General features: G+C 41.9%; 5 protein-coding genes. All 5 read left to right on the top strand.

What is annotated here, in order from left to right:
• Positions 1-24: 24 nt before the first annotated feature.
• Positions 25-4,266, top strand: coding sequence for a T9SS type A sorting domain-containing protein (locus LVD15_RS24575; protein WP_233777836.1), 4,242 nt, complete (start codon positions 25-27; stop codon positions 4,264-4,266).
• 141 nt (positions 4,267-4,407) lie between these two features.
• Positions 4,408-8,370 (top strand): PKD domain-containing protein, encoded by a 3,963-nt coding sequence (locus LVD15_RS24570; protein ID WP_233777835.1) that lies wholly within the window; start codon positions 4,408-4,410, stop codon positions 8,368-8,370.
• The gene (locus LVD15_RS24565) at positions 8,367-9,407 is read left to right on the top strand and encodes a PorP/SprF family type IX secretion system membrane protein (RefSeq protein ID WP_233777834.1); all 1,041 of its coding nucleotides are present in this window, start codon (positions 8,367-8,369) and stop codon (positions 9,405-9,407) included. Before LVD15_RS24570 ends, LVD15_RS24565 begins: the two co-directional genes overlap by 4 nt.
• Positions 9,331-11,478, top strand: coding sequence for an OmpA family protein (locus LVD15_RS24560; RefSeq protein ID WP_233777833.1), 2,148 nt, complete (start codon positions 9,331-9,333; stop codon positions 11,476-11,478). The genes LVD15_RS24565 and LVD15_RS24560 overlap by 77 nt, the downstream gene beginning before the upstream one ends.
• A gap of 187 nt (positions 11,479-11,665) precedes the next feature.
• Positions 11,666-15,751, top strand: a complete 4,086-nt coding sequence (locus LVD15_RS24555) for a pectinesterase family protein (RefSeq protein WP_233777832.1) — start codon at positions 11,666-11,668, stop codon at positions 15,749-15,751.
• The last annotated feature ends 136 nt before the right edge of the window (positions 15,752-15,887 follow it).

Genomic DNA, 15,887 nt, shown 5'->3' with positions numbered 1-15,887 from the left:
ACATGTAGGGTAACTTATGACGGAGTGTCACAGTCTTTTGATATTAATTCAGGTGCATATATTCAAGAAGTTGATAGTCGACCGATAGATGGAAGAGTTTATGTGCAGTACTATGGTAACTCTAAAACTTGGGATTATTTTGATGTCTCAGATTCTGAGTGTTCGGAAACGAGGAGTTCTGATTTCAGTTTTTCTAGTGGAGATGGGGGTAGGGCTCAACTTGCTTTTAAATGGATAAGTGATAATTTATCAATTACTGGTGTTCCTAATGGAGCTTCACTATGTGATGATACTTCTATAAATGTTGTAGCAGGAGATAATAGGTCAATGTATTACTGGTATTGGAGTAAAGATGCTATTAATTGGAATTATCTTAAATCGAGTACTACATCAAACCAGTTTTTTAAGAAATCTGATTTTCCTGGACTTACGCATGGACAAAGTGTTTATATATACGCTATTGGTGAATGTGATGTCTCTTCTATGCGCTCAGAAACAAATGTCAGAGGACCTTTTTACTTCAATCCTGCTGTACCTAGTAATCTAACTATTGATACAGAACCACCTAGTTATACTTGTTCTAAAGATGGAATTATAGTTTTGTCAAACTTAGCTTATAGAGACGGTAGAACTTACAATGGAGAGGAACTAAAGGCTACTATTTCGAACCCAGAGGGAACAAAAAAAATTAACAGAACTTTATCAGATAGTCTTTCTTATGTAATATCTGACCCGACATTTTTTGAATCAGGAAGGAATTATATTATTTCGATAGAAAATTCGAGTAGCACATGTGGTAGTACAAGGTCTTTCAATATCCCCGAACCTCCGGCTCTAACCATCACTTCAGCCACTATCACATCAGAGGTGTCTTGTAATAGTGAAGTACTCGGCCCAGATGATGATGGATCTATTACGGTTCAAATATCAAATGGTAAACCCCCATTCAGGTATCATATAAAAGAGGAAAATGATGAAGAATTTACCTTGGTCGGAAGTAGTAGTGAGAGAGAATATACCTTTGATAATTTAGAGCACGGCAATTATACATTTCACGTAAAGGATGATTGTACAGAAGAAGATACTGACTCCAGTACCCTCACTCTTAGCGAACCCACGGCCGTAGAAATCACGTCAGCCGAGGTAAGCTCAGAGATCAGTTGTGTAGATACAGAAGATGGTGTTATTACGGTAACAGGTCGTGGAGGCACTGGCACGCTGAGCTATATTTTAGATGGAGGAGCAGGTCAGTCAGCAAATAGCTTCACAGGCCTGGCAGCAGATACCTATACCGTCAGTATAGAGGATAGCAATGGATGTCTTACCGAGCCTAACACCTTGGTGTTGGCGGCTCCCACGGCAGTGGTAATATCAGAAGTGGTGCTATCCGAATATAATGGGTATGAAGTCAGTTGCTCAGATGGAGCTAATGGTAGCATTACCATAACGGCAGCAGGCGGCACCGGCGAGCTGGAATACTCGGTAGATAATGGTGTTAGCTATCAGGAAAGTAATATTATTCAAAACCTTGCGGCTGGCACTTATCAGGTAAAAGTAAGAGATGCTAACCATTGTGAGTCATCCATGCAAGAAGTGACGCTTACTGCTCCCACAGCATTGGAAGTGAGCGGGGAAGTAACCAGTGATTATGGTGGACGTGATATCAGCTGTAGTGGCTCAGAAGATGGCGAGATCACGGTAAGTGGCAGCGGGGGCTATGGCACTTTGCGTTATAGTATAGATAATGGTATTAATTGGTCCACTCAAACCACATTTACAGATTTAGGAGCAGGGAGCTACGTTATCAAAATCCAGGATGCCAATGGCTGTGTAGAGGAACAAACTGATCCTGTGGTCATCTCTTCTCCACCAACTATTAATATAACAGACACACAGTCAGCCTACCATGGCTATAGTATCAGTTGTAATGGTGAAGCATATGGTTTTATCCATGCTGCTGCTACTGGTGGAGATGGCAACTTGAGTTATAGCTGGTCCACAGGTTCTACCAATCAAAATATAGATAACCTGACTGCAGGTACCTATACACTAACAGTTACTGATGGTGCAGGCTGTAGTGAAGAAAAGATCTATATCCTAACCGAACCCTACCCACTACTATCCAGCACCACTATTACTGATATCAGCTGCTATGGAGAGGTAGATGGAGCTATAGACCTTGATATCTCAGGCGGCACTGCACCTTATAATTATGCCTGGTCTACCGGAGCAGACAGCGAAGACCTTACAGACCTAACTGCTGGCACTTACAGTGTAGTGATAACGGATACCAATGGCTGTGAGATTGAGGAGAATAATATTGTAATTACCGAACCCACCGAAATAGTATTCAGTGTATCTACTCAGCAAGATGCCTTGTGTAAAGATACTTCAACAGGAAGCATCACGGTAAATACTACTGGTGGAGTAGGAGATTATGAATACTCTATGGATGGCAGTAACTGGCAGACAGAGACCACCTTTGATAACCTAGCGGCAGGCAGTTACCAGATTATGATGCGTGATGGTAATGGCTGCGATGCCACCTTAACTACCACGCTTACAGAACCCACTTTGCTGGAAGGAAGCATAAGCAATATTGCCGAAGCCAGCTGCGCTGAGAGCAATGGCTCAGCTACTGTCAGTGTAAGCGGTGGAACCATTCCTTATCAATATGAATGGAAAAATAGCACAGGTACTGTAATAGGAACTAATGCCACTATGCCTAATATACCAGGCGGAATATATACGGTAACAGTTACCGATGATAATGGCTGTACTGTAAACTATAATGCTAATGTAAGCAGTGAAGATGGAGCGGTGATCACAGCCTCCAATCTGGTATCTACGAGCTGTTATGATAGTAATGATGGCGCCGCCTCTTTAGAGCTGGAAGGCGTATCACCCTATACCATTGTTTGGGATAATGGCGAAGAAGGAGCATCTCCAAGCCAGCTTCAACCGGGCATTAATGTAGTGAGTATCACCGATGGCAATGGCTGTATGGTGGTAGAAGAAATAGATGTACCCCACCCTGAAGCGGTAAGCTATGAGGTGACAGCTGAGACTACTCCTACTTGTTATGAGAGTACAGATGGTATGATAGAGCTGACAGGCAGAGGCGGCAATGGCGGCTATTACTATACTTGGGGTAATGGCACTACAGGCAATCGCCTGACAGATGTGCAACAAGGGAATTATGAATTAACGATTGTAGATAGCGAGGGCTGTACTTATACCACATCAGTGCTTTTAGAAGGAGTAGAACCTTTAAGCGTAGAAACCTCATCAGTTACCTTACCTACTTGTCTGGGAGATACCGATGGCGCGATTACTATTACCGGTCAAGGCGGAAACGGAGGCTATAGCTATGTATGGGAAGATGGTACTACCACTACGACTCACACTGACCTGAGCTCAGGAGATTATGATATCACCATTCAGGATAGTGAGGGCTGTGAAGAGCAGCTGACTATTACTTTGCCTGATGCTCCAGCCTATGAAGTAGAAGTACCCGATGAAGTGATCTGTTCTGGTGGAGAGTACGTGGTTACAGCTCCAACCACCGGTGAAGCCTATACCTGGGAATCAGCAGCAGGAGTTGTGAGCACAGATCCTACAGTAAGCCTGACAGAACCCGGCACCTACCATTTAACCATAGCTAATGCAAAAGGATGCATCGCAGAAGATGACTTTGAGCTGACTATATCAGATGACCTTTTAAGAGCAGATTTTCTCATGATCTCAGAGGCCTATGTAGGCGATACGGTAGTGATGATAGATATCAGCTGGCCTATCCCTGATCACCTGACCTGGGAATTTCCAGAAGGAGCCGAAGTACTGGTGAGCAACTCAGACTATGCAGAGATTGTGTTTAACAACCCGGGCAGCTATGGTGTGAATATGGAAGTAGGTCTGGCCAATTGTAAAGACTTTTATAGCCAGTCACTCACCATAAGTCCAAGATCAGCACAAAACAGTAATGGCCGGGTAACAGAAGAAGCAGAAGACCTGATCAAAGCCTTCACCGTATCACCGAACCCTAATGACGGACAGTTCAGAGTACACCTGGAGCTAAGAGAGGCTTTATCACCACACCTGACCCTGGTAGATATCAGTGGCAATCAGGTATTGCTAGATGCTAGATACCCAGAACAAGCAGAAGCCAACTATGAAATAGTGTTAGAGGAAAACAAACCCGGCATCTACTTATTGGTATTAGAGGTAGGAGGTAAATCAGTGGTGAAGAGGATTATGATAAAATAAATCTGGTTCTGAATAATATTATTTCTATATTTGTTGCTTAATATATTATTGCAATATAATAATATTATTTGTTGGTTTTATTTTTTAAGGATCGATATGATCAATTACTGATCAGCTTCGGTTGCCTAAATTTTTTCATTAGTGAACCTAAAACACCTATTTCAATTACTAGTAGTAATTGGGCTAACTCTATGCTGTAATATTACCAAGGCTTCTCATATTATAGGGGGTGAATTAACTTATCGATGTATAGGTAGTGGACGTTATGAGATTTTGCTTACCATTTACAGTGATTGTGGCTCTCAAGCTATACTGGAGCGTTATTATCCGATTAATTATTACGCTACAGATTTAGGAATAGAGCCTTCTAATCCACTTTCATTTAATGTCTATAAGGCTTCAGAAGAAGAGGTGCAATTGGCTTGTAGCTCAGCTGTTACCACTTGTAATGGAGGTACTGCAATAGGTGTTCAAAAGGTGGTTTACCGAGGAGAAGTCAACCTTAGTGCTTACGATCCCAGCACAGACTGGCGGTTTTTCTGGCAAAGAGCGGCACGTAGTGAGATGATCACTAACCTGACAGTGCCTGAATACCAGGACTTTTTTATAGAAGCTTCTATCAATACTGAGGCCGCAGCCTGTAATAATTCAGTTACTTTTTCTGGCTCGGCCGTTATCAGCGCTTGCAGTGATCAGGAATATACATTTAATAATGGTGCGGTAGATCCTGATGGAGATGAGCTCAGGTATTCTCTATCTACTCCAAAAGTAAATTACAATACTGAAGTAGTATACGCTACTTCACATGATTATAGTGCTACTGACTTTATGATTTTTCAAGGAGATCCTGCCTTAGATGCTAACAGTGGCGACCTTACCTTTAATATTTTACCTTCAGCAGCCTATCAGGTGGGAATTACTGATTTTAAGGTAGAAGAATACAGAAATGGAGAGTTAATAGGTTGGGTAAAGCGAGGTATTCAGGTTACCAGTCTTGATTGTGACAATGTACTGCCAGAAATCTCTGATTTTAAAGAAGTCAACGCCGATTCTTATAGCGTCTGTGCGGGAGAAAGCATAGATCTTAGCTTTGATATTTCTGATGAAGACATGCCTGCAGGAATTATAGTGACATTGCTGAGCGGTGAACGCCAGGCATTTATGGTGGTTGATAATAATACGCCTAATCCCGTTGGTAGAATTTTATGGGATACTAAAATAACGGATGCCGGTGAGTACCAGTTTGTGGTTCAGGCCAGCGATAACTACTGCCCTATACCGGGTATTACTACTAAAACTTTTACCATTACCGTTAATCCACTTCCTAGATTTGATTTAGGTAATGATGATTTGCTGGCTTGTGATGATATTGTTTTACTTGATCCTGTTATTACAGGTGGTGGGGGAGATTATGAGTATGAATGGAGTGATGGATCAGATGCAGAAACATTAGATGCGCAGATTGGTGACTATTGGCTCACTGTTACTGATGAGATCGGTTGTTCATATACTGATAGTATTAGTTTTGAAAACGAAATTTTGGTCAATTTTGGTGCGATACCTCGTTGCACAGGAATTCCAGTTCAATTTACAGATAGTTCCATTCATAGAGATCCTAATAAAAGGATTGTGGCCTGGTCATGGGATTTCGGAGATGGAGGTACGTCTAATGCTCAGAATCCGGAGCATACCTTTACTTCCGCAGATACCTATGAGGTTACACTTACGGTTACTGATAATAGTTCCGCAGCTTGTACTAACAGTATTATGAAGGAGATAATCATTTGTGATCCTCCACAGTTTACCATGAATCTCAGTGGGCACTGTACTTATGAATCTCTTTATTTACAAGTTAATCCGGTTAGTGATACTTGTAGCTTTTTAGATACCCTTATTTATGATTTTGGCGACACAGTCATTACCAAGGTCAATACAGATACATTGTTTTATGTAGCTTCTCATACATTTGATCAAAAGGGAGACTATCCTTTAACGGTAACAGGAATAAGCTCCAGCGGATGTGAAAATGTTAAAACGGTAACCTATCACATTGACCCAAGTCCTTTTGTTAATGTTATCCAGAGTAATTATTATTTGAAGTGCAGTTCTCCTGATTCATTGCTGGAGTCGGTAATATTAGATCCCGGGACGGGAACTCTTTCATATCAATGGAATGATGGGCCTACTACTCCTAATAGGTTTATTAATAGCGCAGGAGCTTACTTTCTTACGGTTACAGATGCATTAGGTTGTACTGCTTCAGATGGTCTTAATATCGTCTATCCGCTAAGAGCTAACTTCTTGTATGATCCTTATTGTGTGTCGGGAGATATTATCCAGTTTCAAGATCAAACCATTGATTTTGTAAATACCATAACGGATTATAGCTGGGATTTTGCCGATCCTCCATCAGGAGCCGATAATACCTCTTCAATAGCCTCTCCACAACATGATTTTTCTGCTGAACAAGACTATCAGGTGAGGTTAACGGTGAGAGACGATGATGGTTGCGAGTCAACTACCATAAAAAGTGTATACAATACTTCTATTAATAATGTTTTAAACCTCACACCAGCTTCAGGAGAGGTTTGCTTTGGAAGTAGTATAACGGTAACAGCCCCTAATGGTCCTCATGTGAACTTATATGAATATGACTTTAGTGATGGAGTAAGGTATGATACTACTCTTAGGGTGCTTGACTATACCTATACTGCACCTGGAAATTATAACGTAGGTCTAACTGTCCACTATAATGAAAATAGTAATGCTACAGATGATTGTGAAGCTAAATTCTCTAAACCAATGCTTGTGCATGAAACACCAGTGGTGAATATTGAAGCTTCCCAAGACCGGTTCTGTAAAGGAGATATCATTACTTTTAAATACGGATCTACTAAGCCTATTCAATCAGTAGAATGGGATGTTTATAACCAAAAAACAGGAGTACATGAGTTCAGTACAGATAATGAGCTTGTTTATGAATTTGAAGATAGAGCTCAGTTTTCAGTAACCCTAAGAGCCACGGATACCAATGGCTGTACAGATTCAGATATAATGAGCGGTTTTGCAGATGAACTGTCAGAACCAGACTTTACCTATGAGACTGATGTATGTGCAAAAGTCCCTGTGTTATTTGAAGATGATTTTATAGATCGATTTGAAAATATTACCGATTACAGGTGGGATTTTGGTGATGGCAATATACTGGAAGGACAAGTGCCTTTCCCAATGATCACTCATGCCTATGAGAAAGGCGGTACTTATGATGTTACTTTATATGTTATCAATAGCTTTTCGGAGTGTGAAAAGAGTATAACTAAAACCGTCAACATATTATTTCCTCCTAATATAGATTTTAAGTTTGATGAAGGTTGCGAACGCAGCCCCGTTCCTTTTACTAACGCTACCACCCCTGGTGATGGCGAGATAGAAAGCTACCAATGGATTTTCCCTGATGGTACTACCAGTAATGAAGAAAATCCAAGTCATATTTTTAAAAATTCAGGTACTTATCCGGTAAGTCTGGTGTCCTCATCATCATTAGGTTGTTATGATACACTCACTCAGCGGATTTACATTAAACCATCCCCCATTGCAGGGGTAGAGGTGCAGGGAGGTTTTGTAGAGGCCTTTATTCCCTTCCAGTTTTATGATGACTCTGAAGGTGATATCGTTTCTTATTATTGGGATTTTGGCGATGGCAATTCATCAGAAGAGCGTGATCCCCTTCATACTTATGATGCCATAGAACAGTATCCTCTTACGCATATTGTTACTAACACTTATGAATGTCAGGATACCATAGTAGTTCCGCTGGATCTTAATGTCTACTTAGATATACCTACCGCCTTTTCGCCTAATGATGATGGTAAAAATGACGGTCTCCGGTTAATTCAACAAGGCATCAAGACTTTACAAACCTTTAAAGTGTATAACCGCCACGGGCAATTGGTATTTGACGCAGCAGGAGATGTTAATGCGGTTTGGGATGGTACTTATAATGATAGAGCACAGCCTGCAGGAGTTTACATAGCTCATGTGCAAGCTTCCGGGGCTTATGATACATATTTTAATTTTAAGAAGAATATAACGCTTTTAAGATGAGATTAGTTGGCTTACTGGTAGTCATCTTTTGCCTGTTTATTTCTGTTTGTCAAGCTCAGATTCAAGAGGTGAAGTTTACCCAGTTCTTTAATTTTCCACTTTCTATGCAGCCAGCGGCTACTGGTAATTTTCAGGAGTCTTACCGTGTGGCGGGTATTTATAGAAAGCAGTGGAATAGTATCAATGCGGAGTTTGAGACCATTGGCGTGGCAGGAGACATGAAGTTTACGCATGGCTTTTTACCGGGCGATAGCTGGGGCGTAGGTTTTTATGTGCTGGATGATCATCTGGGGCAGGGGCTTATGCAGAGTCAGGAGCTGGGACTGTCAGCGGCGTATCATCACCCACTGGATTTTCAAGGTAGGCACCGTCTGTCTTTGGGCATCAACCTTAAGTATGCCATTTCTTCCTTTGATATTGATAAACTAACTTTTGAAAGTCAGTATGTAGGTTTTGTACCTGACCTTGATGCACCTAACGGAGAACCGTTTTCTAGTGATAACATGGCTAATTATGATGCTGGTGCTGGTCTGGCCTATAGCTTTCTTATCAATAAAAAGTGGCAAACATCAATTTATGCTTCATGGCTCAATATAGTGCAGCCACAGGAGAGCTTTTTTAGCGATTCTCTCTCTTATGCCCATATGAACAGAAAGCTCATTTCAGGAAAAGTGAAATACACAGTAAACGATAAAGTGGCTCTGGTTCCTCGTTGGTTGGTGAGCTTACAACAAAATGAAACCGAAGTGAGCAGTGGCGTGGTGGCCGAATATACCCTGGTGCCACAGAAGCGCTTTAGAGTTGATTTAGGAGTCTTTGCACAGTGGACAGAGTACTTGGTATTATATGCAGGAGGCACATATCAGGGAGTGGAGCTCCATGTGAGTTATGATTTTTCTATCTCAGGACTCAAAGAGATTGCCGAGGTAGAAGAAGTGGATTTTTCTAATCCTGGTGTTTTTGAAATATCATTTATTTATAGAGGCAGAAAGAAAAGTGATAAAGGAAGCTATGCTGTACCCTGTAGGATTTTTTAGTATGAAGAAGTTACTAGTTTTATCTCTTATTACTTTATGCGTTTCACTCTCCGCTTATGCACAAAGTGGAGGTGAGATGTTAAAAATGGCCGAAAGCAATTTTGAGGAAGGTAACTATTATGATGCTATTCCTTTGTATGAAAAATACCTTCAGGCTAATCGAAAGGATATGCAAAGCTGGTATCACTTGGCTGAAGCCTTATATGCCTCCAGAAATCACTCGGAGGCTGCTACTGCCTATGGTAGTTTAATGAAGCTGATAAACAATGATAAAGAACTGAAAAACACGTACTACCTGGCATATTTACATTATGGGAATAGTCTTATGGCCGTGCAGCAATATGAAGAAGCCAAAAAGCAGTACCTGGATTTCCTTCGATTAAGGCCTACAGAGCCTAATTATAGAGAGCTGAAAAGAATAGCAAATGCCAAAATAAGAGCATGTTCAGAGGCTCAGGAAATGCAAAAGGAGGCTTATGTTGGAGATTTTAAAATAGAAATTCTGCCAGAGCCGGTAAATAGTCCTTATTCTGATTTCGGCCTCGTATGGCTAGACCAATCATCTTTATTATATACTTCTTTACCTTCTGATACCTTAGTAATGGTGCAGGATGATGAAGACTTTGCCCCGGTTAATCAGTTGTATATCGCTAAAAAGAGTAATGGCAGCTGGCAGGCACCGGAACCGGCCTATGATTTTAACCATGAGTTCTTTCATACTGCTAATGGCAGTCTTTCTATGGATGGTAAGTCTTTTGCATTTAGCATTTGTCAGGAAAATGATGCTCATGAAGTAAGGTGTGCCATCTATGTGTCTACCAAAAAGCATGGCCAATGGAGTAAGCCAGTGAAAATAAAAGGAGGAATAAATAAGTCTGCTTATACCAGTACTCAGCCCTCTTTTGGTGAATATACCAGAAGGCGAATGACTTCAGAAGTACTTTATTTTGTATCAGATAGGCCCGGAGGCCGCGGTGGACTTGATATCTGGTATTCAGCTATCAGTCGTACCGGAGAGTGGGCCGAGCCGGTGAACTGTGGCAGTGGCATCAATACCTCCGGCAATGAAGTGACTCCTTTCTATGATAAGGAATCAGGGCAACTGTATTTTAGCTCAGACTACCATTATGGTATGGGTGGTTATGACGTGTTTTATGCCGAAGGAGCTCTGAAAAGCTGGCGCAGACCTGAAAATTTAGGGGCTTCTATAAACACTGGTTTTGACGAAACTTACTTTTCATGGCGAGTTAGTAATGCTAACGGCACTTTGGTATCTAACAGAGAAGCGGATAAATCTGTATTTGGAAAAAACTGCTGTGATGATATCTATTTTATTGAGAAACAACAAGTAATGGAGTTGCCTGCCATAGTCGTTAATGAAGATTCAGTGAAGCTTCCTGAGGTTAATATTGCTCTGGCCTTACATAGTTATGATAATTATGATAGTATCGAAACCAGCTTGCTCACCGGTAAAGAAGGCGACTTTAAAATCAGGTATAAGAAGGATTACAGCATAGAGGTAGCTGCGTCAAAAACGGGTTATGATAAGAGCTTCAAAAGTTTACGTACCGATGACCTGCCTGATACACTAATGATAGTGATGCGCAAAGCAGAAGAAAAGGAGAAAATAGAGCACATAGATCCTACGCAGCCAGAACAGCCTTTAGTACTTTCTGATCAGGTGGTTAAGAAAGCAGAGATTAAAAAAGGATCTGTTTTAGTGTTGGAAAATATTTACTTCGCCTTTGGTGATGCCGAAATACAGTCGGAAGCGCTTAAAGATTTAGACGTGCTGGAACGTTTTCTAATCAACAACCCTAAGGTGAAAATAGAAATCAGTGGCCATACTGATAGTAAGGGGGATGATGAATTAAACCTAAAACTGTCTCAGGATAGAGCAAACAACATTAGAGATTATCTTATAGAAAAAGGAATTTCCTCTGATCGGATAGTGGCTGTAGGGTATGGAGAAACCAAACCAATGGCTCCTAATGAAAATCCTGATGGCTCTGATAATGAAGAAGGTAGGAGGAAGAACCGAAGGACTGAAGTGGTTATTCTTGAAGATTAATCAAATTCATATGATGGTTTAGGGAGATTCAGTGGTATTTTTTTGTGATAACTTTATTATTTAAGGTTTCTACCTATTGTAAATTATTTGTACCTTATACACTTAATAACACTCAGGTGGTCTTTTAAAAAATGCTACTGTCTACTGAAGAGATCGCTTGAGATTCATAACCTAAACCTCATGAATAATGAAAAAAAAGCTATTTCTAATAGCCTTCCTTGCTATGTGCGTTGGTGGGAAGGCTTTTGCTCAGGCGTCTAATGCTGACATTACTGTGGCGTTAGATGGCTCCGGAGATTACACCTCTATTCAGGCAGCCATAGAAGCAGTGCCTGATAACAGTGCCACCCGCACGGTCATTTACATTAAAAACGGAACCTATGATGATGAGAAACTGATTGTGAGATCATCAAAGAAAAATGTTACCATGATAGGTGAGAGCCGAACAGGTACCATTATCAGTTATCATATCTACGATTGCTCAGCCGGCAAGTGCCCGGAATCTGATGCGGCTCAGTGGCCTGCTGATGTCATTAGAACCTCCGCTACCCTGACTATCCAGGGAGATGGTTTCAAGGGAGAGAACCTTACGGTGCAAAACACTGCCGGACCGGTAGGGCAGGCGCAGGCACTAACCATCCAGTCAGACAAGGTGATATTTCTTAATTGTGATATCAAAGGCTATCAGGACACTATTTACTTCTGGAATAATGGGAAGCGCGGATATTTTCAAAATTGCCTCATAGTAGGTCGTACAGACTATATTTATGGAGGTGGTATTGACTTCTTTTATCAATGCGAAATACGCAGCTGGGGTGGCGGCTGGATCACCGCTCCATCTACCCAGCAGAGTCAGGACTATGGTTTTGTATTTTATGATTGTGATGTAACCTATGCCAGTAACAGCCCGCGCTCTGGCGATGATGGGGCTTCTATCGCCTTAGGGCGTCCCTGGCATAATTACCCCAAGGTGACCTGGATTTATTGCAACATGACATCTAGTATTAATCCTGCTGGCTGGCCCACTACCTGGAATATGGATTATGCCGCTACATCTTCAGATTTGGAGCTGTATGAGTATCAGAATACCGGAGGTGGAGCCAATATGAGTAATAGAGCGAATTGGGCGGGTGTCAGAGCGCTAAACAGTTCTGAAGCTCCATTATATGAGCGGGCAGCAGTATTGGCAGGTAATGATAATTGGGATCCGCTCAATGAAGTTTTAATAGATCCTTATACCACCGTAGAAGCAGAAGGTTTCACCGATCAATCGGGCGTATATACTGAAGAATCTGGTGAAGGCGGACTAAATGTAGGCTATATTGAGAATGGCGATTGGATCTCTTTTTCTAATGTAGATTTTAAAAATGGAGCGCAAAGCTTCCTGGCTCGTGCTGCTACCACTGCTACCGGTAATATTTCTATTCACATAGATTCACCTACAGGTACAGAAATAGGCAATTGCACCATCACCAGTTCTGGCGGGTGGCAGACGTATAGTAACTTTACTTCTTCCGTTAGTTCGGTATCGGGTATTCATGACCTTTTTTTGGTTTTTGAAGGAGGAAGTGGTTATCTGTTTAACCTTAACTACATCTCTTTTACAGAAGCGAATGCAGCAGGAGCAGAGCTAATAAAGCACGGAGCAGGTTCTTCCAGTCAGGTAGTAGATGTGAATGAAGCCATAAGTAGCTTCTATTATAACTGGGAAAATGCTACTACAGTAACTGTAACAGGACTTCCGCAAGGTATCAATGCTACCATAGATAACAGTGCGCAGGCCGTCTATTTCAGCGGTGCGCCTACTCAAAGTGGCACTTTTCAATATACTATCAATACAGTGGGTGGTTCGCCCAATGCCAGTAAATCCGGCACTATAACCGTAAATCAGGTGACAGCTCCTGAAACCGATGCGCCGGCCTTTCCTGGCGCAGAGGGTTTCGGTAGATATACCACCGGCGGCCGTGGTGGTCAGGTGATTTATGTAACTAACCTAAATGACAGCGGCCCGGGTAGTTTACGTGCTGCCGTGCAGGCAAGTGGCCCTCGTATTGTAATGTTTAAAGTATCAGGCATTATATCGTTACAATCTAACCTAAGCATTAATAATGGAGATATTACCATAGCTGGCCAAACAGCTCCGGGAGATGGCATTTGTTTGAAAAACTATTCCGTATCTGTGGGAGCAGATAATGTAATTATTCGCTTTTTAAGATTTAGAATGGGCGATGATGCTGAAAATGAGGGAGATGCGCTGGGCGGAAGGTATAATGAGCGGGTGATTATAGATCACTGTTCCATGAGCTGGAGTACAGATGAATGTGCTTCTTTCTACCATAACAAAGATTTTACCATGCAGTGGTGCATTATTTCAGAAAGCCTTCGTGTGTCAGTACATGGTAAAGGCACTCATGGCTATGGCGGTATTTGGGGTGGAGAAAATGCTTCCTTCCATCATAACCTGCTGGCCCATCATGATAGTAGAAATCCTCGCTTTAGCGGAAGCCGTTTTAGTGGTACACCTGAAGTGGAAAAGGCAGATATGAGAAATAATGTGTTTTATAACTGGGGTGGAAATAGTGGTTATGGTGCCGAAGGCGGAAGTTATAACATCGTGAATAATTACTATAAACCTGGACCTGCTACCAGATCAGGGGTAAGGGACAGAATATTTTCTCCTAACCCTGATGATGGATCTAATCAGAATGATGCTGGTGTTTGGGGCATGTTTTATGTGAATGGTAACTATATGAACGGCAGCTCTACCGTTTCTAATGACAACTGGCAGGGAATCGATCCTAACCCATCTTCAAAAAGCAAGTCGGAGTTGAGGTCTAATTCTGCCTATAGTTTTGGTGAAATAACCACGCACTCTGCCTCAGGAGCTTATACTGCCGTGCTGGCTTACGCTGGTGCCAGTAATGACCGAGATGCCATAGATGCCAGAATAGTAAATGAAACCACCAATGGTACTTACACCTATAACGGCTCTAATGGCAGTTCGAACGGACTTATAGATACCCAGTCTGATGTAGGAGGATGGCCTGCTTATAATTCATCTTCAGCTCCTACAGACTCTGATGGTGACGGTATGCCTGATAGCTGGGAAAACAGCAGAGGGCTAAATAGTAACAATGCTTCTGATGGATCAGCCTATACCCTCAGCTCAGTTTATACTAATGTAGAAGTATATATTAATGGCCTGATAGCTTCTATCATAACAGCTCAAAATGCTAATGGCACCCCTAATTATACTGACCCTGATGGCGGTGGTGGCGGATGTACACCTACAGCCATAACACCTTATATCCAGATCAATGGAGGCTCATGGTCAGCAGGTAATTCTGCTGTTATTAGCGCTGGTGCTACCGTGAAATTTGGCCCTCAACCTACACAAGGTGGCAGCTGGAGCTGGAGTGGACCAAACGGTTTTAATGCTGGCGGTAGAGAAATGGAGCTTACTAATATACAACCCGCTCAAATGGGTAATTATGTGGCTACCTACGCTAACTCTTGTGGTGCACAAAGCACACAGATATTTACTATAACCATAGAGTCCGTTATTACCGAGATAGCCATTCAGGAAAATCAGACAGGCTTTTGTTTGGTGGAGGGCAGCATAGATAATAATAATGCTGGCTTCCAAGGAGATGGCTTTGCAAATACTACTAATGCCTCTGGAGCAGGAATAGAGTGGTCTATTGCTATACCTTATAGTGGCAGCTACACCTTACGCTGGCGATATGCTAATGGCAGCACAGAGGCCCGGGCAGGTAATATTATGGTTGACGGTAATACGGTAGCTTCGGCAGCATTTAACAGCACAGAAGCCTGGACTTCGTGGTCAGAAAACTCTAGTTCTTACGTAACCATAAGCCTGTCTGCTGGTACCCATAGAGTAAGACTGGAAGCCACTACTGCCGCTGGCTTGGCTAACATTGATAAAATGGAAGTGGAAGGAGTGAATCCTCAGCCAGCAAGCTGTAGTAATTCGGCTTTCTTAATAGCTGCTCGCAGCGCCGCAGATAACATAGAGCAGTTACAATTAAAGGTATACCCTAATCCGCTCACCGCAGGTACCTTGTTAAACATACAGATCCCTGATTCTGGAGAGCAACTGAGCATTATTGATATGAAAGGCAGAATAGTGTTCGAACGCCAACTGGAAGGAGAAAAAGCATTGAGCCTTAACCTCAACCTCAATTCAGGTCTTTATTTAGTGAAAATAACCTCCGTTAAAGGTAGTTATACCTCCAAATTACAAGTGAAGTAAAAGATCAATTACTTTTTATATCTAGCACGCGTAGTAAGAAACATACGCGTGCTAGATATAAATAATGGCTATCCAGACAACCAGAAAGTCCTTTACAAACAGAATCCCATCTAGGTTTACAAAAACCTGGCGCAAG

It is taken from the genome of Fulvivirga maritima (assembly GCF_021389955.1).
Lineage (GTDB): Bacteria > Bacteroidota > Bacteroidia > Cytophagales > Cyclobacteriaceae > Fulvivirga > Fulvivirga maritima.
This window is presented reverse-complemented; position numbering and strand designations above follow the sequence as displayed.